This is a genomic window from Viridibacillus sp. FSL R5-0888 (assembly GCF_038009105.1).
GTDB classification, from domain to species: Bacteria; Bacillota; Bacilli; order Bacillales_A; family Planococcaceae; genus Viridibacillus; species Viridibacillus arenosi.
On record NZ_JBBPAU010000001.1, the window covers coordinates 1626729 to 1652054 of the forward strand.

24 protein-coding genes and 1 pseudogene are annotated in these 25326 nt (G+C 33.8%); 11 read left to right on the forward strand and 14 right to left on the reverse strand.

The genetic code is table 11. The features are described from left to right. Nucleotides 1-15: 15 nt before the first annotated feature. Entirely contained in the window at nt 16-1248 is a 1233-nt protein-coding gene (locus MKY02_RS08060) for an MFS transporter (protein WP_162148714.1), read from the reverse strand. A 280-nt stretch (nt 1249-1528) separates the two neighbouring features. After that, on the reverse strand, nt 1529-2149 hold the full coding sequence (locus tag MKY02_RS08065; RefSeq protein ID WP_038185590.1) for a YdcF family protein: 621 nt from the start codon (nt 2147-2149) through the stop codon (nt 1529-1531). Between the two features lie 534 nt (nt 2150-2683). Between MKY02_RS08065 and MKY02_RS08070 the strand changes: the two genes are divergently transcribed. Then, complete coding sequence (locus tag MKY02_RS08070; protein WP_038185587.1) at nt 2684-3169, forward strand: GNAT family N-acetyltransferase; 486 nt, start codon at nt 2684-2686, stop codon at nt 3167-3169. Nucleotides 3170-3352: 183 nt separating this feature from the next. After that, a complete protein-coding gene (locus MKY02_RS08075; RefSeq protein ID WP_038185586.1) occupies nt 3353-3991 on the forward strand; it encodes a LysE family transporter in 639 nt (212 codons plus the stop codon). A gap of 101 nt (nt 3992-4092) precedes the next feature. Here the strand turns inward: MKY02_RS08075 and MKY02_RS08080 are convergent, their stop codons facing one another. From MKY02_RS08080 to MKY02_RS08090, 3 genes are all read right to left on the reverse strand, one after another. Next, on the reverse strand, nt 4093-4527 hold the full coding sequence (locus MKY02_RS08080) for a hypothetical protein (RefSeq protein ID WP_038185583.1): 435 nt from the start codon (nt 4525-4527) through the stop codon (nt 4093-4095). Between the two features lie 645 nt (nt 4528-5172). After that, nucleotides 5173-5373 (reverse strand): hypothetical protein, encoded by a 201-nt coding sequence (locus MKY02_RS08085; protein ID WP_038185580.1) that lies wholly within the window; start codon nt 5371-5373, stop codon nt 5173-5175. 5 nt (nt 5374-5378) lie between these two features. Beyond that, nucleotides 5379-6560: a DUF418 domain-containing protein gene (locus MKY02_RS08090; protein WP_038185578.1), complete on the reverse strand. Its 1182-nt coding sequence runs from the start codon at nt 6558-6560 to the stop codon at nt 5379-5381. A 107-nt stretch (nt 6561-6667) separates the two neighbouring features. On the opposite strand from MKY02_RS08090, the gene MKY02_RS08095 reads away from it, so the two are divergent. Both MKY02_RS08095 and MKY02_RS08100 read left to right on the forward strand, forming a co-directional pair. Next, nucleotides 6668-7366, forward strand: coding sequence for a response regulator transcription factor (locus tag MKY02_RS08095; RefSeq protein WP_038185576.1), 699 nt, complete (start codon nt 6668-6670; stop codon nt 7364-7366). A 3-nt stretch (nt 7367-7369) separates the two neighbouring features. Beyond that, the gene (locus MKY02_RS08100; protein WP_038185565.1) at nt 7370-9031 is read left to right on the forward strand and encodes an ATP-binding response regulator; all 1662 of its coding nucleotides are present in this window, start codon (nt 7370-7372) and stop codon (nt 9029-9031) included. A 283-nt stretch (nt 9032-9314) separates the two neighbouring features. Here MKY02_RS08100 and MKY02_RS08105 read toward each other — a convergent pair whose 3' ends face one another. Together MKY02_RS08105 and MKY02_RS08110 are read right to left on the reverse strand one after the other, a co-directional pair. Beyond that, the gene (locus MKY02_RS08105; RefSeq protein ID WP_340710943.1) at nt 9315-9431 is read right to left on the reverse strand and encodes a hypothetical protein; all 117 of its coding nucleotides are present in this window, start codon (nt 9429-9431) and stop codon (nt 9315-9317) included. Nucleotides 9432-9507: 76 nt separating this feature from the next. Next, nucleotides 9508-10650 (reverse strand): IscS subfamily cysteine desulfurase, encoded by a 1143-nt coding sequence (locus MKY02_RS08110; protein ID WP_340710945.1) that lies wholly within the window; start codon nt 10648-10650, stop codon nt 9508-9510. Nucleotides 10651-10768: 118 nt separating this feature from the next. Here MKY02_RS08110 and nadB point away from each other — a divergent pair, with 118 nt between their 5' ends. From nadB to MKY02_RS08140, 6 genes are all read left to right on the forward strand, one after another. Beyond that, nucleotides 10769-12355 (forward strand): L-aspartate oxidase, encoded by a 1587-nt coding sequence (nadB, locus tag MKY02_RS08115; protein ID WP_340711685.1) that lies wholly within the window; start codon nt 10769-10771, stop codon nt 12353-12355. Next, nucleotides 12324-13166, forward strand: a complete 843-nt coding sequence (gene nadC / locus MKY02_RS08120; RefSeq protein WP_340710947.1) for a carboxylating nicotinate-nucleotide diphosphorylase — start codon at nt 12324-12326, stop codon at nt 13164-13166. Before nadB ends, nadC begins: the two co-directional genes overlap by 32 nt. Nucleotides 13167-13179: 13 nt before the next feature. Further along, entirely contained in the window at nt 13180-14289 is a 1110-nt protein-coding gene (nadA, locus tag MKY02_RS08125; RefSeq protein ID WP_340710948.1) for a quinolinate synthase NadA, read from the forward strand. A gap of 169 nt (nt 14290-14458) precedes the next feature. Continuing rightward, a complete protein-coding gene (locus MKY02_RS08130) occupies nt 14459-14992 on the forward strand; it encodes a PadR family transcriptional regulator (protein ID WP_038185554.1) in 534 nt (177 codons plus the stop codon). A 112-nt stretch (nt 14993-15104) separates the two neighbouring features. Next, a complete protein-coding gene (locus tag MKY02_RS08135; protein WP_038185551.1) occupies nt 15105-15854 on the forward strand; it encodes a hypothetical protein in 750 nt (249 codons plus the stop codon). A 296-nt stretch (nt 15855-16150) separates the two neighbouring features. After that, nucleotides 16151-17074: a DUF4030 domain-containing protein gene (locus MKY02_RS08140; RefSeq protein WP_038185548.1), complete on the forward strand. Its 924-nt coding sequence runs from the start codon at nt 16151-16153 to the stop codon at nt 17072-17074. A 68-nt stretch (nt 17075-17142) separates the two neighbouring features. Here the strand turns inward: MKY02_RS08140 and MKY02_RS08145 are convergent. Both MKY02_RS08145 and MKY02_RS08150 read right to left on the reverse strand, forming a co-directional pair. Then, nucleotides 17143-18108 (reverse strand): annotated as a pseudogene (locus tag MKY02_RS08145) (hypothetical protein); the annotation flags it as partial. A gap of 46 nt (nt 18109-18154) precedes the next feature. Continuing rightward, nucleotides 18155-19603 (reverse strand): recombinase family protein, encoded by a 1449-nt coding sequence (locus MKY02_RS08150; protein ID WP_340710949.1) that lies wholly within the window; start codon nt 19601-19603, stop codon nt 18155-18157. A 166-nt stretch (nt 19604-19769) separates the two neighbouring features. Here MKY02_RS08150 and MKY02_RS08155 point away from each other — a divergent pair, with 166 nt between their 5' ends. After that, nucleotides 19770-19922 carry a hypothetical protein gene (locus tag MKY02_RS08155; protein WP_155981187.1) on the forward strand — a complete coding sequence of 51 codons (153 nt, stop codon included), beginning with the start codon at nt 19770-19772 and terminating at the stop codon, nt 19920-19922. A 431-nt stretch (nt 19923-20353) separates the two neighbouring features. Here the strand turns inward: MKY02_RS08155 and MKY02_RS08160 are convergent, their stop codons facing one another. The 5 genes from MKY02_RS08160 to MKY02_RS08180 form a co-directional block, all read right to left on the reverse strand. After that, entirely contained in the window at nt 20354-20611 is a 258-nt protein-coding gene (locus tag MKY02_RS08160; RefSeq protein WP_081730092.1) for a DUF4183 domain-containing protein, read from the reverse strand. A 45-nt stretch (nt 20612-20656) separates the two neighbouring features. Next, entirely contained in the window at nt 20657-21067 is a 411-nt protein-coding gene (locus MKY02_RS08165) for a DUF4183 domain-containing protein (RefSeq protein WP_076034613.1), read from the reverse strand. Between the two features lie 1021 nt (nt 21068-22088). Continuing rightward, on the reverse strand, nt 22089-22634 hold the full coding sequence (locus tag MKY02_RS08170; RefSeq protein ID WP_076034612.1) for a BclA C-terminal domain-containing protein: 546 nt from the start codon (nt 22632-22634) through the stop codon (nt 22089-22091). Between the two features lie 561 nt (nt 22635-23195). Continuing rightward, on the reverse strand, nt 23196-23798 hold the full coding sequence (locus MKY02_RS08175; RefSeq protein ID WP_038185358.1) for an exosporium glycoprotein BclB-related protein: 603 nt from the start codon (nt 23796-23798) through the stop codon (nt 23196-23198). An 82-nt stretch (nt 23799-23880) separates the two neighbouring features. Beyond that, nucleotides 23881-25152 carry a hypothetical protein gene (locus tag MKY02_RS08180; RefSeq protein ID WP_340710950.1) on the reverse strand — a complete coding sequence of 424 codons (1272 nt, stop codon included), beginning with the start codon at nt 25150-25152 and terminating at the stop codon, nt 23881-23883. Between the last annotated feature and the right edge of the window lie 174 nt (nt 25153-25326).

The window sequence follows — 25326 nt, forward strand, 5'->3', positions numbered from 1 at the left end:
ATATTTACTATTAGATTATTCAATATCGACGCTTTGATTCGTATCAACTACTAAGTGTTTTTTCTTAATCAAAAGAATCAAAAATGACAACAATAAAACAATTGAAGAAACCATATATACAGCAACGATATTATAACGTTCTCCTATGACACCCATGATCAGAGTGGAGACAGCAAAAGTAGCCATAGTTATAGAACTTTGTGCAGCATATACTTTTGCTAGAAGTTTTTCTTTGACCCTACCTTGAATGAGTGTATTAATGGCGATCATACTTAATTCGTAAAATAAACCATAGATACAACTCACTAAAAGAGCGAGTAATGGGGAACTATTGATCCCAAACAAAAGAGTCATTAAAAAGCCAACAAAGCTACATATCAATATGACAATATGGATGTTTCGGTCAATTAAAACAGACTTCTTATACCCGATCAAACCACCAAAAAATAAACCTAAAAAGAAAGCTGCATTAATATAGCCCCACCATTCAGTACCTTCATGCAGTCGTAACTCTATAAAGGGGTAAATGATTGAAGATACCCAGACAGGACCTGCAATTGAACCTAAAAACAGAGTGATTTGAAGAATACGCAACTTATTATCTACCAATATTAATTTCCATCCCTCTAAAAAGGAATGCAGATTACTTTCTTTATTAGTTGATGTTGTAGCATCTTTCTTATCTTCGACTTTAATAAATGATAATAAGAATGTGGACAATACATACAAGATAAACGTTAAAATTAACAATCCACTCGAATGCAAAAGCACTGCCAAAATGCCACCAACTGCCCATCCAGCCATATTAATGAACTGATAAACAGATGACATGAGACTATTTGCTTTTAACAAGTAAGTCTCTTCAATAAGCTCTGGAATAATCGCACTACTAGTGGGATAGGCGAAGCCATCCAAAAAATTAGTACAAAAAATAAGTAGATAAATGATCACAAACGTATCAATTGATAGGAATAGTGATACATACAGTGATAACAAAAGTAATAGACAGGTCTTCAATAATTGAGAATTTAATAAAATTGATCTTAATTTATGTCGGTCAATTAAAAGCGGTGCAACCAATCCACCCAAGAATCCGCCAGATAAATTAATGACAGGAACTAAAGAAACATAAAACAAAGAATCTGTCACACTAAAAACAGTTGTAATGAGAGCCACAATGTAAAATGTATCTCCTGCATTGGCTAAAGACTCTCCTGCCAGCAATGCACGAAATGATTTATTTTTCAACACAAACAACCCCTCTTATTTAATTGTTCAAGAGAAGATTGTTGTCTACATTGGCGTCACTCCTTAACTTGTTTTAGAATTTCATGGATGAATTTGATAATCGAATCCAAATTAGCAGAGGGGTGTTTGCTAATAATGGGAATATTTATAATAAATGATAACATAAATAAATGGTGATGGTGATAAGCTGCACTTTTTTTTGATATTTCTCCAAAAAATCAATCAAAAATGACTGCCTTATATAACAGTCATTACATAAACTTACTATCCAAAATCATAATCAACATTCGGATAGATCAATTAATTCATCCATAATACTCCCTTGAGTAACGTATTTAATAATTTTATTTGCTTCCATTTCTACTCTTTTTCTACCATAAGGATTTTCAAACCAGTTAGTAGCCTTAGTAGTATTGTCATCTACAGCACATATTGAATAGTGGATCCAATTAGGCATAAAGGTTTTGAGATTTAAAAGCGTTCTTCGCATGTGATATCTAGTAGTAACAACTATAATTCTCTTAATGTTATGTAGTTCAAATGCACGATCTAGTATGAGTAAGGAAGCAAGGACGTTTTCTTTCGTATGAAGTGATAGGTCTTCTGTTAAAATATCCTCTTCGGGGATTCCCAATTCAATCGCCCTTTGTTTTAATAATTGTGCCTCAGTAAAGTTTGTGCCTTCCCAAATTACTCCACCAGAAAATAATATTTTCTTTGCTCTACCTTCGTTATATAGTTGTATGGCCTTTGGTAAGCGGTATATTACAGCTTTACTACTACCCGGAACAAAAATCACATCTCCTACCTCATTATCATCTTCTAGATTTTTGAACAGAAGATCTGTGAGTTGAGAGTCTGATAGTTTATCAGGTTGCAACTGAGAAATATTTGTTTTCATAAATCACCTCGACCGTTTAGTAACCAATCCACAGCATTTATAAATCTTTAGCTATTTAGTCTGGTCCTGTACTTACTCAATTTACTTTAAGACAATGCACTTATATGAATAACTATATACAACATACTTAATATGTTGCTATAAATATAGTATAGCTAATCTGCATATAATTTCACCAACAGTAACAATTTTTGCAACTTAATATAATGTATTTGAAAAAGGAGTAGGGGAAAGTGACGAAGACTTTACAGCTATGTTACTCACTTTAAGCCTATCGCTCTTACTTATCTTCATCATCGGAATAGGTAATCTGCTCGATATAAAAATTATCATCGTTAAATAAAAGGATCATAATTAGGAGCTTTTCAAGGTCTTTTTTTATTTCGTTCTAAGTTCTTTAATTGATGAACATTAATCTTTACACAATAGTTAAGAAATCAGGCAATTTATAAAAAAACTAATAATTAATTTTAATTTTCAAGTAAGTATGGGACAATACGTATAACATTATTTCCAAAATAAGGGGTGTAATAAATGTCTAAGCAAATTACTTTAAGAGAAGCGACAAACAAAGACCTTATAGCATTACATAAAATCCAAGTAGCCGCTTTTATGCCTCTATTAATAAAATACAATGACCTTAAAACCAACCCGGCGAATGAACCAATTGAAAAGTTAGCAAATAGAATAGCTGAAACGTATTCAGATTACTATGTAATTTACTTTGGACAAAATATAGCTGGAGGGATTAGGATTGTTCCAAAAGAAAATAACCGAACAAGAATAAGTCCGGTATATATTCATCCGATTTTTCAAGGCAAAGGAATCGCTCAAGAAGTTTTTAAACAAGTAGAACAAAAATACAATAAAACACTTCAATGGGAACTTGATACGATAAAACAAGAGAAGCGGAATTGCTATTTTTATGAAAAATTAGGTTATTGTAAAACTGGAGTAGAAGTAGAAATCAATAGCGAGATGACGTTAGTTCGTTATTCGAAAAGGATGATGAAAGACTAGGGTTGTAAAAAAGAAGCTATTTAATATTTTTTGTAGAATTCTGGACAACCACTATTTTTGCAACTTCACTTGGAGTGTAGCATGTTTAACTTATCCCTCTTTTAATATTCATTATATTGCATAATAATTCAATTTATATTAATATATATAAATATATAAATGCAATATGAAGGGGGTTATTAGTTGGTTACACTATTTTTAACAAATATTTTACTAGGGCTTTCCATTGCACTCCCTGTTGGAACAATTACAATAGAGATGACGAAGCAGGGGCTTAAAAACGGTTTTATGCATGGTTGGGTTGTTGGACTAGGTGGAATGACAGTAGATTTAGTACTTATTTTATTATTGTATTTTGGTTTAGCTTCAGTACTAGCTGTTCCTATAATTCAAACCTTCTTGTGGTTGCTCGGTGCATTATTCTTACTTTATGTCGGCTATGATAGTATAAAAAACGCAGGTCATGGTATTTCACTATCAGGTGAAAAATCGACAAAATCACTAAAATCATCATATTTTAATGGCTTACTTGTAGCGGTTTCACCAGGGAACTTAGTATTTTGGGTTAGTATTTTTGGACCGATTTTGATTAATTCTTTTGATGCATCAAATACGATTAACTTTCTAGTAATAGGATCTGGCATATTAATTGGGATTTTGATACATGATATTGGCTTAATGACAATAATTGCTGGTACTAGGAAGGTATTAAACACTAGATATATTCAATGGGCTTCTGTTCTTGCAGGGGTAATACTAATTGGCTTTAGTGTCTATTTCTTTATTGAATTTTATAGGAGTGTAGGAACACTAAGAGGTTAATTCAAGGCCAGTAGTTATACATAGACCGAACCTTATTACTAATATGTCTAAAAGGTAGTTGAAAGAGACTTGACTGAAGTCAAGTCTCTTTAATTATTTTTTTAAATTTCTAATAATTGTTCTATATGATCCAACTTACCGATATAAACATTAATAACTAATGGTAATAGGATTATTAGGATTATGGAAGTTATATAAAATACGATTTTTTCTTTTCTATGCAGTAGATTTACTAAATTAATTAACAATGAAGATACACTAAAAATGATTACTAACCACATAGTAAGTAATTGTTTGACATCATTTTTTATTAAGAAGATTATTAGTTCGTTTTCTTCTGAAATCTCAAAAGTATGTTTATCTTTTTCGGAAAAATTCTTTTTTATTACAGTTACTTCTTCTGAATTCTCCTTTATTGAATAACCCCCAGGATAAATATTAAAAGAGTAAGCTAGAATTCCAGCTATTAAACAGAATAAGACCATGAAAATAGAAAAAAAACTGAGTTTTTTCCTAGTTAGATTTACCTTGAACAAAAAACCCCTCCCTTTTCTAAAAGGATATATCCATTATAATACAAAATTTGGAATTAAGGGGGTTCTGTTTTTCGCAAACCTAAAGAGTTATATCTGCGCATAAGAGATGTTAAAGTGTTGCCAAAGAAAGAGAAGTCGTCATCGATTTTGACAAAAAAGAAGTATTTTCTTAATCTAAACAGTATCCACTTCATATTGAAAATATAAAGAAGAAGAGCTTTAAAGTAAGCTTAAATCTGATAGATCTTCATCATATACTTTCTTTTCATCTGGAGTGGATGTTAACTAAAAGAAAATATCTATTGCTTTAGTTCAGATAATCATTTCATTGATGGGGGACGCAATTTTTTTGATTCCATCTTTAGGATTCCGGAAGATACATTACAAAATCCAATTACCTTAAAACTACAGGCCTATCCAAATTATTTAGAAGGTAGTGCTAAGATTAAACGCATTAAATAACTGGTTTTATTTAAAAGATGACATCATGAACTTACTCACAAAGGAAGGGACATCTCTAATTTAGAGATGCCCCTATTATTGTAAAACAAAGTATCAGCATGCGTTAAAATAATGTTTTGGTTTTATGAAATATCAAATAGGCTATATAACGATGGACTTTAAACATCTTTTACCTCCGACTTATTATTCTGATTCTCGTTCTGGACTTGCTAATTTAATCACTGTGTCTGCTAGTGATAATATGGCTATAATACGTAACAGTAAAAAGAGGTATTCTTTTTTTTCTGTTGTTGATTGAAATAGAATAGGTAATTGCTGTGTAATATTATAGATTAAAAAGAGTGCAAAAATTGTACAAATACATGCCAGTATAGCTCTTTTCATTTAACTTACATCCTTTTATTTTGTTTTATACGACCATTCCAAGAGAAATTTGTCACGATGCGTAGCAATAACTCTAATGGACCACGCTTGAATTTTTTCAAATACATTGTACTGATAAAGCATTGAACGGCAAAGATAACGACACCAAGTAAAATACTATTGAATGTACCGAAGTTACCGAATAGACCAAGTCCATAGCCGTAGAAAATAGTCGTACAAATAACAGATTGCATTATATAGTTTGTAAGGGATAGCTTTCCAACGCTCTCAAATGCTCGGAAGGGTATAGCTTGTGCATGGTTAGAAAATAGATAAGCAAAAGCAGCCATATATCCTAATGCCAGAAATGGCCCACCGCTCATTATACCAATGTTCGCCCAATCACTTTTCTCCGCTAAATGCCCTACGATTTTTAAAAATAGGCCGAGTGGAATGAAAATAATCATGTATTTAAAGTATGAATTTTGTTCTTCCTTAGGTTTTGTAAATATGTTTAATTTTGCAGCAGCCATACCAAACAAAAATAATGGAGCTATAATAAATGGAAGTATAAGTATGATGAAAAATGAATAAAATGGATCTTCATCAAACATAGCAGTCATAGGATCTATCCCGTTATTACGGTGATCTTTAATTTCTAAATAAGTCCCGTTTTTATATATGGATGTAGTCTTTTCAACATAGCTTGCAGTTATAGTTTTTTCTTTTTCAGTTTCTTCATATTTTCCGAAGCCTGTTGCAGTGATTAATAACAGCAATACAATGCCCCAAATAATAAGTGTTTTGGGTTTACGATTGATAAAGAAAAACAAAAAGAATCCAATACCACCGTAAAAAGCGAGGATATCACCTTCCCAAATATAAGTACTATGTAGTAAACCTAAAATTAAAAGCATTAAAAAACGTCTTATTAAAAACCAACGAGACTTTCTTCCCTTTTCTCTTATGGATTCGACTAATTTAATAAGTGAATAGCCAAATAAAAAAGTAAAGATGGGCATAAATGTACCTTCTACAAACACTTGGATAAATTTATAAGAGCCGAAATTGAAATCGGATAAATTATAAAATGAAATATGGTCCTTTCCAAACATGCCATATTGAAAAATAAGCAAATTGGCCAGTAAAATACCAAATAAACTAAATCCTCTTAAACTATCTACTAATCGAACACGCTGTCGTTCCAAAAAAAAATTCCTCCTTAAATACTCTCTATTTGTTAGTATAAATAGAGATTCTTATGCTGAACTGAAATAAATCTTAAAATTACCTTAAATTGGAGAGTGCATTGAAAATGAATGCTAAAATATTGGTCGTAGATGATGAACAAGCAATTGCAGACATGGTAGATATTATATTACGTAAAGAAGGTTTTTCACATGTGGATATTTGTGGAAGTGTGAATGAGGCCACTAAACAAATTGAAAAAGTTAAATACGACTTTTTCATTTTAGATATTATGTTGCCAGATGGGACTGGGCTTGAACTTGCAGAGAGAATACGTCCTACTAATAATGCCCCGATTTTCTTTTTAACGGCAAAAGTTTCAGATGCAGATATACTACGGGGGTTTATGTCTGGTGCAGATGATTATATTACAAAACCATTTAATCCGTTAGAATTAGCAGCTCGTGTGAAAGTACATAGCAAGCGGTACAATGCATTAAGAAATGTAACAATTCCTGAAGAAACATTTGACTATGGACGTTTTCAACTAAATATTTCAGCTGCAGAGTTAATAATAGACGGGGAGAAAACAATTTTATCTGGCAAGCTATTTCATTTATTACAATTATTTTGCGAGCATCCTGGACAAGTTCTGTCAAAGGAACAAATTTACGAACAAGTCTGGGGCGATGATTATTATGTTGATGATAATACCATTATGGTCCATATTCGAAAACTGCGTGAAAAAATAGAAGTTGACCCAGGTCGCCCTGCACTTATAACAACAGTAAGAGGAGTTGGCTATAAATTAGTTAAGGGGGAGTAAGAAGTGCGTTTATCTAGCAAGATGACTTTAAGATTTATTAGCTACTTTGCGGTATTTTATATTGTTTTACTCTTATCAGTTATGTCTCTTATTTTTTATGCAGTGTATGAAAATGAAAAAGCATCTAGTTATGTAAACTTAATGACAATGGATAAAATGGACGTTGAGATGGATATAGAAGAGAAGAATGGTTCTTACAAACTAACTCAGAAGTTGATTAATTCAGCTGAAAAAAGTGGTGGAGTTATCCATTTACTTGATGAGAATGGACAATTACTTGCAAGCTCAGAAAAACAAGCCGTATCCTACACAATGAAGGAATTGGTGGAAATAGAGAAGCATGAGCAAGGACATATTTGGCGAATTAAAAATGATCAATACCTTGTTTTTATACAGAATAATACAGCCAAAAATTTACTTGAGGTTATCTCAGACAAGGGTATTCAACATATATCTAGTACAACAAATCAACATCTCAGTAAATCGGATGCGATAGTAGAACAATATAGTGCAAATGGCCAACGACAGAAAATACTATTTGGTAAAGAAACAAAAGAACTTGAACCAATTAAAATTTTGATGGGGAGTGGGAATTTAACAGAGACGAAAGAGCTTGTAGCTTCAGAAATATTAAAAGATGGCTCATTACTAGTCGTCCGTATGAAAAATCCTCATTATAATCCAAGTGAACCTATTTTTATGAATGGTTTGAAAAAGGCATTAATAGTGATTGCAGTTTTCCATGTGTATCTATTAATCCTCATCGTTATTTTTTCAGCTTTTATAGGCAATCGTTTTGGAAGACCTGTTTTACATTTTTTAAAGAGAATTGAAAAATTAGCAGGACAAGATTTTGGCTTTGTAAACGATCATAAGTTAAGACGAAAAGGAAACGGACGCTTAAAGAGAAAATATCGTATTTTTGATGAAGTGGATCAATCACTAACTCAATTGTCTACTAAATTAGCGGATAATGAATGCAAAATACAGCAGAGTGAAAAGTTACGAGAAGAATGGATTACAGGTCTTTCTCATGATTTGAAAACACCACTTAGCTCTATTTATGGCTATTCTAAAATGTTATCTTCTAAGGACTATGAATGGTCACAAAATGATGTGTTGAAATTTGCGGAAACGATGCAGGAAAAAGCTGAGTATATGGATGCTTTAATTGAAGATTTAACATATACGTATCAACTAAAAAACAATGCGATTGTTATTTCTAGGGGAAAAGTGTACTTGAATGCATTTTTAAATGAGTATGTAAAAAACACCACCTCTGAAAATGTCAAGATTGAACAGATGAATAGTGAAATACATATATTAGCTGATTCAATTTTGCTAAAGCGCATACTCGATAATATTGTAGGAAACGCGGAAAAACATACATCTGAAGGAACGTCAATTTATTTGCAAATGACTGAGTTAAATAATAAGGTGCAATTGCAAATTCGAGATGAAGGACAGGGCATTCCTAAAGAAGAACTAGATAATCTGTTCAATCGTTATTATCGAGGAACAAATACGACTTCAGAGGCTTCGGGTACAGGACTTGGACTTGCGATTACAAAGCAACTTGTAGAAGCAATGGATGGGGAGATTACCGTACAGTCCAATTCAACTGGTACAGTAGTGATCGTTGTTTTTCCAAAGTTAAGGGGGTAGGGGGAGTATAGTGATTAATGTAATATTCCAAGAAACCTTCATCCTCTACATTTGGTTTTGAGCTCTCCGCACACTTCCAAATAACATTATGAAAAGTAAAATCACGAGTAATAGTGACTTCATACAAACTATAAATGATATAAATATGCTTTGCGGCATTATTTATATCATTTTTTCTATTATAAAAGGTTGTCGAATGCGTCATTAGCATTGTTTTATAATCTTATTTCTTCTCCAGTTCTTATCATCTTCACATCCAAATAGATGTACCCTTGACTTGTCGCTATAATGGGTCATTTTTTGCCTTGAGTAATGTAATATCACTGACAATCACTTGTCGAGTCACATTTGTTATTCCTCCATGTGCTCTTCCCGTCAATGGTTCGGTGGATGAGCGCAATGTGTCAACAATAAATTGACGGCGTTCCTTGCGAGCATTTTTTTGTTTGCATTCATATTCATTCCTCCAAGTGCAGTTAGTTTACTTTAATTGGTGTCCGTGTTTTGATTGCAATTTCAATGAGTCGATCAGCTAATTTTTTAACACTATCTAAAGTTGTATCTTGTCCAAAAGAGATACGGATGAACTCTCTCGCTTGTTGTGAAGGTACTTTTAGTGCCATCATAGCTTTTGATGTATGTTGTTTACCGACTTGGCACGCGCTACCAGTTGAAATGGCAAAACCAAGACGATTTAATTCGAGCATGATTAGTTGGCCTTCAACATTTCTTACCCCAAGCCCAATAATGTTTTGAAATTGTAAATCTCTATTACATGATTGATAGATAGTAAATAGTTCATGATGCTTTTGAATTTTGTTTAGAAATGCATCTCGGAATGATTTATCTTGATGTTCTATTTTGAGTAAATGGTCAGCAGCAGTGGTAAATGCCGCGATGCCAGGGACATTAACGGTACCACCTCTAAATCCTGATTCATGTAAGAGTCCAGGGAAAACAGGAACAAGTCGATGACGAGGGTGAATATATGTAGCGCCAACACCTTTAGGGCCATACACTTTATGACTTGAAATTGTTAAGCCATCGACAATAGACCCAATCGATTTTAAATCTATCTTCCCGAACGACTGAACACAATCACTATGTAGTAGAATGGCGCGTTCTTTTAAAATTTCAGCGATTTTATTTAGCGGCTGTATCGTACCAATCTCAGGATTAACATGTTGGATACTTGCTAGAACTGTTTCGCTAGTTAATGCATTTTCGAACAATTCTAGGTTAACAATACCTTCCTTAGTAAAGGGGATTGTGGTTACGATGAATCCATCTTCTTTTAAATACTCCAAAGCAGAATCAATAGATGGGTGTTCGCCCATAGTCGTAATGATATGATTCCCTTTATGCCGATTCGCTTTCGCAAGTGAAATGATAGAAAGTAAATTACTTTCTGTACCCCCAGCAGTGAAATATACACCTGCAGAATCAACGCCAAGCATCTTTGCAAGTTCCTCACGACAGAATGACAGCATATTCTGTGCTTCAGTTCCTACTTCATGTAAGCTACTCGTATTGCCATAGCATAATTGTGAAAGTTCACCGTATACATGTGCCGCACTCGGATGTAATGGCGTTGTTGCCGCATAATCAAAATAATGCAAAGTTCTTTCCCTCCAGTTACATAATAATTTCATCTTGCCATAGTTTCTCTTTTGTGTAAAGATAGGTGACAAGACACCTATCAAGATATAAAAAGATTTGGAGAGGATACAATTGAAGATGTACAACTGCATCATTGTCGGTAGCGGAATCGCTGCCATGCAACTAGCCAATCATCTAAGCGATCAATTTCGTATACTCGTTATAACAAAATCCACAAAAAGAGCCAATAATTCTTATCGAGCACAAGGTGGCATCGCATCAGCTATAGGAGAAGGGGATAAACCAGCATTTCACTTTCAAGATACGATTAAAGCAGGTTGCGAATTTCAAAATGAAAAGGAAGTACATAATCTCGTTGAACACGGCCCTAAACTAATAGAACAGTTGAAAAAAAGTGGACTTGATTTTGATAAAGATGACAAAGGTCAATTAGCTTTAGGAATGGAAGGCGCTCATGGGCAGAAAAGGATTGTCCACTGTGGCGGTGATGCAACTGGGAAATACATAATGGAACATCTTAATTCAACACTAAGGACCGATATTGATATCGTAGAAAATCGGTTTGTTTATGAACTGATTATTCATCCTACTACGAAAAAGTGTATCGGTATTAAAGCCAAGGACGAAAATGGACATAATGAATCTTATTTTGGTCATCAAGTAATTTTAGCTATGGGGGGCATTGGCGGATTATTTTCTATTACATCAAATGATCCTTCAGTAGCTGGTGATGGAATTGCTTTAGCTTATCGAGCAGGTGCAGATATTGTAGATATGGAATTCATTCAATTTCATCCTACACTTCTCTATTTTAAAGGGAAAACAGCGGGTTTGATTTCTGAAGCAGTAAGGGGAGAGGGTGCCCGTCTAATAGAGGAATCAGGACAGTCCATAATGGCTGGTAAACATCTTATGGAAGACTTAGCCCCAAGACATATCGTCGCCAAAGAACTATTTCAACAGCGACTGGCTAAAAAAGAAGTCTATTTGGACATATCGATGATTGATCGATTCGAAGAGCAATTCCCAACAATTACAGCAATGTGTCAGTCTAATGGCGTGTCATTAAAGGAAAAAAGAATTCCGGTTGCACCGGGATGCCATTTTTTGATGGGAGGAATTGTTGTTAATTCGGTAGGGCAAACGTCGGTTGACGGGTTGTATGCAATTGGTGAAACAGCTTCTACAGGTGTTCATGGCGCCAACCGACTTGCAAGTAATTCCTTGTTGGAGGGATTGCATTATGGCAAAATGTTAGCTAATCATTTGAATGAACAATTGATTCAAAAAGAAATGGAAATCCCTTTTTATAATCCTTCGAATAGTACCACGGTTAATGTACCACTGTTACCTGACAAAGAAGAACTGCGTGCAAAAATGATGGCGTATGCAGGGATTATTCGGACTAGTTCAGAACTTAAAATACTTAATGATTGGTTAAGTAAATATGACGAATCGATATTAAATGACTTGTCATTGGATGAGTATAGTAACGAAACTTTACAACTATTGTTTATGCTGCAAGTTGCGAAATTGATAACAACTTCTGCACAGCTGAGGAAAGAAAGCAGAGGAGCTCACAATCGAGAAGATTATCCTTCTGAGGATGAACGATGGGGACAAATTCATATTGTCCAATCAAAAAAAGGAACCGAAATGAGGGAACGACAAAATGAATACCATCAAGTTGAAGTCAATGCTTGAGCAATTTTATATTGAGGATATAGGAGATTGTGATCTATCAAGTGAATTTTTATTTCCTGAAACGATGATTGGAGAACTGGATATTGTTGCAAAAACGGACGGTATTTTTTGTGGGAAAAAGGTGATTGAAGAGGGGTTACGTATTGTAAATCAAAATTTGACAGTAAATTGTTATGTAGAAGACGGTCATTCAATTGGAAAAGGAACTGTCATTGCAACGGCAAAAGGACCTATACATAGTTTGTTGAAAAGCGAACGTGTCATTTTAAATTTAATTCAGAGAATGAGTGCCATTGCGACTGAAACAAATCGGGTTGTGGAGAAAGTTAGAGGAACAGGAACGAAAATTTGTGATACGAGGAAAACGATGCCAGGATTACGTATGTTGGATAAATACGCTGTTCGTACAGGTGGTGGTTGTAATCATCGTAATGGATTATATGATGCAGTCATGTTAAAAGATAATCACATTGCCTTTGCCGGCTCAATTACGAAAGCAGTTGAAACTGTAAAAGCTTCACTAGGACATACGGTTAAAATTGAAGTCGAAATTGAAACGTTCGAGCAATTACAAGAAGCGATCACCTCGAAAGTAGACATTATCATGTTTGATAATTGTAAACCTGAAACCATTGCAGAATGGAGACAAATTGTACCTAATACAATCATTACAGAAGCATCTGGGATGATTACAAATGACACAATCCGAGCGTATGCGGAATCGGGTGTAGACTATATATCATTAGGTTATTTAACACATTCTGTAAAGGCGCTAGATATTAGCGCAAACATTAAGAATAGCACTAAATAATGGAGGAATCGACATGTCCATCATGCACTATTTTGAAGAGAAAAAAAGTGGAACATTACCAGAAACTTACCGGAATTTAACGACTGAGCAAATGGAAGCACGCATTATAGCAATTAAACTAAAGCTCGGGGAGAAACTTTTCATACCAGGGCATCATTATCAAAAAGACGAAGTAATACAGTTTGCAAATGTAACGGGAGACTCCCTGCAACTAGCACAACTTTGTGCAGCTAATGAACAAGCGGAGCACATTGTTTTTTGTGGTGTGCATTTCATGGCAGAAACGGCTGATATATTAACGAATGTCCATCAGAAAGTTTACATACCCGACATGCGTGCAGGCTGTTCAATGGCCGATATGGCGAACATTTTCCAGACGGATCGTGCATGGGACGCACTTACTGAGATACTTGGTGACACAATCGTACCACTTACATATGTCAACTCAACTGCAGCTATTAAAGCATTTGTTGGAAAAAATGGTGGTGCAACAGTGACGTCATCAAATGCTCATTCAATGGTAAAATGGGCATTTACACAAAAAGAGCGTATTTTGTTTTTACCAGACCAACATCTCGGTAGAAATACAGCGTACGATATCGGCATTCCACTTGAGCAAATGGCTGTTTGGAACCCGATAAACGATAAGCTTGAGTATGAAGGGGAAGTTGAAGACATCAAAGTGATTTTATGGAAAGGACATTGTTCCGTTCATGAAAAATTCACAGTCCAAAATATCGCCGATCTTCGTGAATGCGATCCAGAAATACGCATCATCGTTCATCCAGAATGTTCACGAGAGGTAGTCGAACTTGCGGATGATAACGGCTCTACAAAATACATCATAGACGCAATTGAGAATGCCAAGCCAGGTAGTAAATGGGCAATAGGTACGGAAATGAATCTTGTTAACCGACTTATTCAAAACCACCCAAACAAACAAATCGTTTCGCTCAATCCGAGCATGTGTCCTTGTTTGACTATGAATCGTATTGATCTACCACACTTACTTTGGAGCTTAGAGAGCATTGTCAATAGTGAAGATATCAATGTTATTCAGGTTGATGAAGATACGACGAAAGACGCAATCAAAGCGCTTGAACGGATGTTGGCAAGAGCGTAAGAGCTTCTTAGTCTAAAAAGATAATTACTGAAAAATACGACTGTTTATTGGGGAAATAATGAGCAGTCGTATTTGTATTGAATACTTTTACATTTTACTTTTATTGACATATATATGCGCTAAATGTAAAATACTCAATGTAGAGTATAAATTTTTGGGGGTGTCTATTATGACTCAATTACTAGTTTTAGGTATGTTAGATATCCGACCTATGTCTGGTTATGATATTCAAATGATGCTACAAGAAAATGATGTGGAGCGATGGTCAGGTGTACTCGTTGGATCAATTTATCATGCACTAAAAAAACTTGAAAAAGATAAATATATTGAAATAGAACGAATGGAACAAACAGGTTTGCGACAAAAAGCAATATATAAAATAACTGATAAAGGTCAATCATATCTGCAAGACTTGATTTTCAAAGCCATTAAAACATCTTCAATACCATATCCAACAGCACTATATTCTGGATTATCATTTATAGATAAATTACCTACTGAGAAATCACGGGAAGCATTAGAGCAACAATTACAAAAATTAGTTAACGAGTTAGAGTCATTAGAAATTGGTCTAGAAGTTAAGGAAAAATATTTAGATGGTGAACTACCTGCAATGATCCAATTGGTTTCTAATAATATGATTAAAATTGTCAAACAGCAAATTACATTAGTTGAAGATATCTTAAAGCTTTTTGATGAATAAATGCTCCTCCTTTTTGGAGAGGAAAAAAAATAATCATATAGTCAATGTTGAATATTTAATTTTGAGTGTATAATTTTCTGCTTATTAATTTTCTTGAAAAGGAGAATGTTGGATGAAAATTGATCATTTAGTTATTAATATAGATAGCAAATATCAGGAAGAAGGAGAACAGGTAACTGCCATTCGTAGTATAGGTTTACCTTACAATCCAAATAAAGGGAAGGGGACGAAAGGTTTTAAAGTATCGAATATTTGGATAGGAAAAGAATATTTCGAAATGGTTAACCTATTGCGAGAAGATGGAGGAGGATGGAAAGAAGAATGGGTCAATGCCTATAACCAAGGTGAGCGAGGGCTCATTTGTTTAATGATTGATGTAGCAGATATAGATTTATTATGTGAAGACATGCAAAGTAAAGGGATATCTATTACAAATCCAGAAAGTATTAAAATAAAATTTCTTTTCAATCTATTCTCAAAAACGCTACCATGGCAAAATAGTTATTTAAACTTCTTTGAAGGAGTTCCATTGCAAATTGGTTTTCAACAAATGATAAATCAAAAAACAAGAGATTTTATGGGTAAATACATGGTGCCAAATGCGTTAGAAAATAATATTGAGGGTATCAATAGAATTAAGATTAGTGGTAACTTTTCGAACAATGATTTTGAACTGATTAAGAAGGTTTTTGACTTTGTTATGATAACAGAGGACAGTCTACAAATAAGATTACAACATTCTCAAGAAATAATTTTTGAAAAAGCCAAAGAGTATAAAGTAATGGTTAGTTTAAAAGGAAAATATAATAAGTTGAAGGTAGAAAACTGTTGGATAGAGAACACTAAGATAAGTCTTGAGTAAAGAAAATCTTTTTGAGTAGAATGATTATTTAAATTGAAACCAGTTGACTAGCTAATAGGCTAGTTTTTTTAAAGTAGTTATTGTAATTTACATTTCTATGATAAGGACAGGCACTCCTACATAAACTACTGTATATTACAAAAGCTCGTACTCAATTTTTGCTAGTATAAATAGAGCACGAAGTATCTAAGTAATTCAATACTTTATTAAAGAGGGAGGTCGTTTTTATACAAAATAAGAATGAGAATAAGTTAAAAATTGAGTTCACTACTAATGGAAAGAAAAATAGAAAGTCCATGAAATTTTACATAAGCGGAGCAGTTCTAGCCGGTGTATTGCTATTTGGTTCAGCATCTATTTCTCCAACTATAAATAATGCTTTTGCCAAGACACCTTTCTTAAATTTAATATATGAACCAACACTTTTAAATAAAGATATAGTCAAAATAATAACAGAAAGATTGCTTTCTAAAAACTATCCATTCGAAAATGTTTCGATAGTTGCGCCTAAGAAAAACATTGTTATTAATATAGATAAATCAGAACAAAATCCTTTGAAAGTGGAAAAAGCGATAGAAAAGGAAGTTAATTCACTGTTAAGCTCATTTGATCTTACAGATTATAAACTAAAAATTGTTCAAGATCTTCAGAATGTATCTCTGAATACAATGATTTATCAAGAAACCAATTTGATGGCAAAACAATTACAGAATAATATAAAGAATGACGCAAGGTTACAAGATTATAAGCTGATATCGGTATCTGTTAATAATAATGATGTTCAGAATATGATTATATTGGTTGCATCAGATAAGGAAACAAGAACTGGTGTAATGAAAAAAATAGTGCAAAGCATTGTAAAGGAAAATAATTTCGAGCCCTATTTGATTAAAACATATTCAATAGATGCTCAAGAAGAAGAAATTGCCCTTAAATGGCAAGCTATAATAAATAAAATAAACACTGAATTCATTGGTAAAGACGAAATGAAAATAAAAGATATTCGTTATTCTTTATTTGAACCACCATCATCTTTTCTCATAAATACGTCTATTAACCCTACAGATGAGGCGGCTATAGAAGAAGCTCAAAAAATTGAGAAGGCTATTAAGATGTTTATAACAACTCAAGGAGACACTAGCTCTATTAATCAAGAACCATATAATATTGTTATTTATGGTAGTGATAATAAAGAAATAAATATAGCCACTCAAAATTAATATACCAGCCATTTATATTATTTACGAGCGCTTAAATAATATGAATGGCTGGCATCCGTTCGTCAGGATTAAATCAAAAACATTGCCACAATGGTTGTGACGACTAATCCAGTAATAACAGGCACTAAATTTCTACGTGCAAGTTCGAATGGACTAACATTACAAATTGCTGCAGCGGGGATAAGTGCCCAAGGGATAAGTGTTCCGCCACCGATCCAGATTGCTGTAATCTGTCCGAGCGCAGTTAAAGTATCGGCGCCACTTCCAATTGCATTGCCAAACAAGCTTCCGACGGAACCTGCTAATGAAATACCTGAGAATCCTGAACCATCTAATCCAGTAATTGCGCCAACGACTGATAAAGTAACGGCTGCAATTTCCTTCGTTAAAGGAACTACGGAAGCTAATCCAACACCTAAATCATTAACAATACCGTGAGAGGCATTCGGTAAAAAGTCACCGATGATTTTTGTGAAACCCGAATCACCTAGATAGAAGAAGGCAGCAATAGGAATAACAGGTCCAAATACTTTAAAACCAAATTGGAAGCCATGTATTAGATAGCTTGTAGTCTTTTCAAGTCCTTGTTTTTTGTGGGCTAGAACGGATAGAATGAGTAAAATAAAGACGGCAGTACCGCCGATTAATGCTGTCGCATCCCCACCTTGCAACTTTAAAATGGACATTGCTACGACATCTGCTAAGAAAGCAATTGGAATGATAATTGCAAAGAACTGCTTTTGTCTAAGAGTGAGCAATTTTTCATCTTTTTCCTGTTCTTCATTTGAATCGTTTGTTCCAGTTAATTCGATTGTACCGCGCTTCATATCACGTTTTAATAATATAAACGCAGTAATAGTCGTAACAAGACCCATTACAATGACGAGTGGAATACTTGCGGAAATGACATCTCCGACTGGTAACCCAGCTGCATCAGCAGTAAGCTTAGGAGCACCTTGAATGACAAAATCACTTGATAAAGCAATACCATGACCAAATAAGTTCATCGCCATCGCTACACCTAGTGTGACTAAAAGAACCTTTTAAATGAAATGTAATATTTAAGAGGTTCTTTATGTATCATCGTAATTTAACTTCTTTAATATCCACGGAAGGAGAATTTCCTCTGCCACGTCTATAATCACTTGGAACATCCACTACTATTTCCTCAAAAAGTATATTGATAAAGTTCTTTTTATCGTTATCACTAGCTCTATCCCACATTGCAGAAATGTTTTTTGCATGTTCGATTATTTGCGATGTATCTTTTACATTTTTTTTAGACGAAAGATTTTTCACTTGTTCTATTAATAGGTTTTCTTCTTTAAGTACTTGTGACATCATCTCAGAATAGTCTTTATGGGTCATTATCCCATCGCCAAGAGCTAGCATCCAATTTTTCTTTCTTTTTTTGATTATATTGAGTTGTTTTTCAATTTCAGCAATTATTAAATCATTATTTTGTACTGAGACTGATTCTTCCAGATTAGGTACTATTGAATTAATGAAACTTTCTGGATTATCAGTAGATAATCCTTTAAGAAATTCACTAATAAGTGCTTTTTCGGTGAATATTGGCAAATCACATGTTCCCTTATTTTTTTTCCCGATACAAATGTAGTGTTTTGTACCTCTTTCTTTTTTAAATTGTCCAGACAACGCTGAACCACATCTAGCACATCGTAAAACACCACTAAATGGGTAAGGTGAGGTTGCTTTTTTTCCTTCTTTTGTATTAGCTATTCTTCGGTTTTGTGCTTCATCATAGGTTTCTTCCCTTATAATCGCTGGTATGTGTTCACTTTTAATAATAATTGTTTCGATTCTATTCGAATTATGTCCCCATCTTACTTTTCCACAATATATGGGGTTTTCAAGCATTCTAGAAATTGTTCGAATATCCTTATCAATATTAAGTTGTTGTAAATATTTTGCGATTGAGCGTAAGCCTTTACCATCATTATAAAGTCGGAATATTTCTTTTACTAAAATGGCTTCTTCCTCGTGTATTTCCAATTTTGAATTTATACTCTTATACCCAAAAGGAGCTTTTGCACCATTTCTTTCTCCAACTTCCGCTTTTTTCCCCATATTTAATAATACACGTTCAGATATTGTTTCGCGTTCCCATTCAGCCATTGCAGCCACAAGAGTCAAAAAGAATCTTCCTAACGCCGAAGTGGTATCAAATACTTCAGTAACACTCTTTATCATAACTCCATTTTCTTCAAATGTTTTGAGAAGTGTATGAAGACTACTAACTGATCTAACTAGGCGATCGAGTTTATAGAAGACTACTACATCAAATTTCCCCATTTTAGCATCTTCGATTAATTTTTGCATAGCAGGACGATTTAAATCTTTGGCACTATATCCATCATCGATATATGTGTCAACTAAATCCCAGTTTCCTTGGGATTCTATAAATTTTCTTATTTTTTCTTGCTGAGAGGTTAAACTGTATCCTTCTACCGCTTGTTCATCAGTAGAAACTCGTTCATATTCTACTGTTCTTAAATTATTTTCCATTAAAAAATTCACCTCAGAAAAAAATTATAAAAGGTATTCGAATAGCCGGAACTTGAAGCTATTATTTTTCAAATCCAGTTTTGGTTAACAATCACAACATCAGGGACCTTTTAACAATCCATTACATAAAATAAAATGGTACATTTCGAAAAGTGGGGGGAGAAAAATGGAGATAGTAGTTCCAGCAGAAAAGCTTGCTGCTGCGGTGAATAAATACCTCTTACCAGCAACAATTAGATATTTAGCACAAGAACAAGAAGAATCCGAAGAAGTTACAATATCTAAGAAAACCGAGTTTACACAAATACAAGAGTGTTAAAATCAGAATGTTTTATAATACGATTATATAATGATTAAAATGCATGCTCTTTTGGATTATTATCAGAGTTTAATATAACAAAATCGTGGCACGGTAATAAAAGTAAAAGTGATGTGAAATGATGTATGAAATCCAATTAAATACAATTAAACAGACTTGATTTGAAGTGATCAAAGTCTGTTTTTTTATGTATCTTTTTATTAGGGTGAAAAGCTAAATTATTATTATTGAAATTTAAATAACTAGCGTAATATAGATGAAATGTTTACATATAATCCCTGGAAAATCTTCATTTAGTTGGAGTATAATAAACTGCTCAAATAGGCTTGGAGGGTCACTTGGGTAAAAGTGACCTTAAGCATTAAAAATAGAAGAAAGGCTAGAAAGCTTACACAATTAAAACTTATGATTTGGTTGTTAATTATTAATCACTAAGTTTGTGTAACTAATTCTACAGCTTTTACTACCAATGGAGTTCCTGCTGTAATTGTGCCAGTAACACCGTTAAAAGTTAACTCTGTAGTAGAAACAGTATACGAATCGCCTACCTGTAGTACACCATTTATATAAAAATTATAGTAACCATTTGTTACTACCGGAAAAGCAGTAGCTGCATTCTCGCTATCATCTAGAAAGGCAGTTGCAAGAACTGTAGTACCGTCAGCAACTGTTAAATTTGCTGCTAACACATTAAAAAATCTTGTGGAAGTACCATTAGTTTAGAAGATTTTATATCACATTTGTTGGAATCCCAATGATTCTATAATGATGGGAGTTCCAGCAAAAATTGTTCCATTAAATGGGTTAATGATAAGTGAATCTGGGGTTACTTTATACGCACCGCCCTCTTGCATCACAGCGTTGATGTAAAGATTGACATATCCATTGGGATTAAAAAGTTTGAATTCTGTTAATGGATTGTTATTATCATCTGTAAATAAATTTGCAGGAATGGTTGCTCCGTTTGTTAAATCAATATCTTCTGTAACAATAAAGAAATATCTATTTATTATTGGAATAATAGTTCCTTCAGGGATAACAACTGGAGGAGGTTGAATAGAACCTATATCAATGGCTTTAATACGGGGCCAAAGAACTTGGTTATTTTCACAGCAACTGTCACAAATCAATTTTTCTGGATCCATTTTTTTGTCACCTCCATTCCGTAATATTTTAGTTTTCCGTAAGTTATAGGCGTTTGTTACTTATAAATTAAGAAAGCTGTTCATTCACTAATATTCTATGAATTAATGTCGGAAGGTGATTGGGAGTACAGAGGAGATAGTGCTGAACATTTTGAGAAAAAAAGACATTAAAAAGCCACTCTATCGGAAGTGACCAATTATATAATTTATATTTTGAGTTGTAAAAAGTTTGTATAGTTCATATTCTTTGGAAATGAAAAAAGAGCAATTAAAACATCGCTCTAAAAAACTCATAAAATCCCATGTTCATTGGAATAACCCAGATAATGAATCCTAAAAGTACAACAGGTATCAAAAGAATTTTAAATATTTTAGGTGAAAAAGAGTCTTTATGAATTTTAAAACGTAGATTCTTACACATATTACAATAAAAACTATTAATAAATTCATCAAAGGTAAAAAATAAAACAAACTTGTTCCATTTAATAACCATGAAAATATGTCCATAACAATACCTCGAAATTTTATTAATGGAACAGTTAAAAATCCCCAGCATTAAACTGGAGAACGGTTTGTCAGTTTTAAAAAATATTATTTTTCTGGATAGTCCACATGCATTGGCGGTGGAACTAACCAACCTTTAGTTTTACTAAGACGTAACAATTTTGTTTTTGCTCATTTTATTTAAAGATAAGAATTTGAAGAAATGTACTTAACCTAACGGGTGCTTTAGTATGAAGATCATTGAGCTGTTCAGACAGCACTTTTTTCTTATTCAACTAAATGGGCAGTTTAGTTGAGTAAGTGGAAGGTTATTTTAAACAGGACCAAAGTTGAATTTTAAATTTCATCAATATATTGAATGAATATTTGAAAGACTTTGTTCAGGGAGGGTGAATAAATCTGAAAAGAAAAGAGGAGAGGAGTAATTCCTGCGCTTAAGGATTATCACTCCTAACTAATGGAGAATCTATTCTTTTGAAGTATTGAAATGAAGAAAATCATACCGAGTATTTTATCTCTAGATAATTGGACTTAACAATTTAAGTACAATAGAAGCATTTACGTTTATTTGTGTGCCTCCTGCCAAAGTCTGCAGAGTAACTGCTGCAGCAGAAGAATGATTTCTAAGTGTAAGACTACTACCGGATGCTAAAGAAATTATTGCTTGACCAGTGTTTTGTTGAGTGCCAGCCCCTGAACCATAGGTTGTTCCCGTAACCGGTGAGCCATTTAAAAATAGTGTGAACTGGTTAGACTGAACACCTGATACGACGAAATTAATCTCGTAGATTCCCGGTGTGGTAACAATAATTTGAGAGGTTCCTGGAACGTGGGTAATTCCAGGTGTAACTATGCCTGTTGAATCAAAAATAATATCAGCATCTATAGCTACAACCTCAGCACCTAGATTATATATATATCCGTATTCACATAAACCACTACATGTTGTTGTTATTGGTATAGGAGACACGCCAGGAATTCCACAGAGTTCAACAGCTCTGAAAGGGCCTATTTGTCTTCCACATAAGCAGGATTGTTTATTGCAGTTATTACAGTTATCCATTTTTTCACCCCCATTTGTAATATATTATTCATTCAAAAAATGGAGAGAAGGGCAATTGGCTAACAATCTTACTATTAATTAAATCGTTCATTTTTGATGTTATATTTATAAAGATAGGGGGTTACATGATTAAACATTTAAATAAATGTAAAGTTACTGCACACTTTGAGGAAACTAAGATTGGAATAAGGATCGATAACTACTTTATCATCTTATTTCAAATCAAGCATTATTCAATAATAGAAAGGCTTAGGAGATATTCCTAAGCCTTTGTTGGGGGCAATGAAAGAAATGTTATAAAACTAGCATTGGTTTTCTATGTATTCAAAAAGATTCCTTTCTGTAGCCCTATATACTTGGCACGGAAAGCATCATCTCGCTCATATTCAAATTGCTTTGGCGAAATTATAACTATTTATTTTAGAGAGAAAAGCAGGCGATTTCCCGATTTTGGGGAAATCGCCTACTTTACTTATTACTTTTGTTTGCAAGTAATTATCGTATTTTACAAAGATAATAATCCTGTATGGTAGGTTTAATCTAACTTACGAACATCATCTTTTATTCAACATTAATTCCTGCACTTGCATTACCAAGAATAGTAGTAGCAAACCCTGAGGTAGTAACCGAGAACACCATTAATAAACGATCACCAGCAGCTACTGGCACTGGTGCAACGTTTGCGGTACCAGATGTAATAGTGCCTATTGCGATTGTTGTGAGTGGTGTTAAATTGACAAATGCTGGTGTAGGGTTGAAAACATTAGTTCCAGCAACCGCGCGGTAAATTTGTGCTCTGACTTGTGCTGTTCCTGTAACGGTTGCAGTAGCTGTTGCAGACAAGGATGCAGATATAGCTGTAATACTACCATCAAGTGGAACTGAAAAGGCTTCCGTTCCAGTAACAGCTGTTAAGTCTATATTAGTCCCAGCAAGAGATATTGCTGAAATAGCCGAGCCAAATCCTACCATACTTGTTGTACTGACTAAGCCACTAGCAAGTGATACTAAAGAAACAGGAACACCCCCTGAGGAAAATGGGTACATAGTGCCTTTTCTTGGTGCTGGTGTAGTAATACATGCAGCGTCAACAGCTATAAAAGGACCAAGTGAAGTACAATTATTATTATTTGCGTTGCCGCACATTGAATTATTCATACACATTTTTACACCCCCTTTCTCCTTTATTCTATTCCGTTAAGATTAGGGGGAAAGGGCAGTTTCCTAAATGGTCCACAATTTTAAACTAACTCCATTTTCGAAAGAAATTGAAAAACAAAGAGTTCTTTTCTTTTTTTTGTCTTTCTTCAGTTGATTCTTCTTTTACCTCAGGTTGCTTGTTTAACTCTTTAATTTGTATATGGGTTTCAAATTTATTCTTTGGCGTAACTTCAAAGACTTCAAATTCGTCACTTTTTAAAGTAGGGGATGTATTTGTGTTGTCTTGCTCATGAACCACTTTAGAAGCTTCAAGAATGGAAGGCTCATGAACCACTTTAGAAGCTTCAAGAATGGAAGGCTCATGAACCACTTTAGAATCTTCAAGAATGGAAGGCTCATGAACCACTTTAGAATCTTCAAGAATGGAAGGCTCATGAACCACTTTAGAATCTTCAAGAACGGCAGGCTCATGAACCACTTTAGAATCTTCAAGAATGGAAGGCTCATTTGTTATTACAGAGCTCGTTTTATCTATAGTGATGACAGTGTTATTAATTTTTTCGGGTTCTCCGTAATTATCTAAATCTTCCGTTTTAAGTTCATTATCAATGGAATTATGGATTTCAGCATGCGGTAAAATATTAGATTCATAAACTCTGATTGGTGTTTCCTGTGGGTTCATAGCATTTTTAAAATGAAAGGTGGATTCGGTGGTGGTATTTCTATATAAACCATTATATATTTGGCTTGGATGAGTATTTGTTGATTGAAAGTATTGTTGATTAAAATGGCGTTCTTCGGGTACATTTCTTTGATTTTCATTGCGAGCGAAGGGTATACCATTGTTTGTATCTAATTGCCCATTTGTAGCTTTACCTGCCAGACTTTGTAACATTTTATAAGATGGCTGTTTAGATGTAATCACCGATTGGCTTGTTGTCTGTGTAATTATCGGATCTCTCTGTGCACCATTAGAAATAAATTTAGATGTGTTTTCAGTTTTAGCTGTAGTGGTTGGAGTTTCAGTCTTTTCAATCGTGAGTAATTTGTTTAGAGCCCTTAGTATTTCTTGGTTCATTTTCTCATTCATTTGATTCAGAGACTCAATTTGTGTAGATAGAAGTTTTATCTGTTCCTCATGGCCACTGATTTGAGAATTCTGCTTATCTTCTATTGTTTCAGTTAGCCCTTCTATAAGTGCCATTTGCGTTTTAATCCCATTAAAATCCTTTTTTATAAAAAGATAATCATCATTTAAAGTCCCCATTTTTAATGAAGTTAACGTTTCCTTATAGGCATCTATTTTATTCTTCCAATTTTCAATGTCTTGAGTGGAGTACAATTTTGAATCTTCCATTATATTTCACTCCTTTCAGTCCATTAATATTTTATTAAAAATATTTACTTTCTGTTACAAATATACCGGTCCTTTCAAATATTTTAGTTTTTCCATAAGAAGAGGAGATGTAAGTAAAAACGATACATACTGATACTTAAGCATTTTAATAAAAATCAGAACGAATTTTTTATT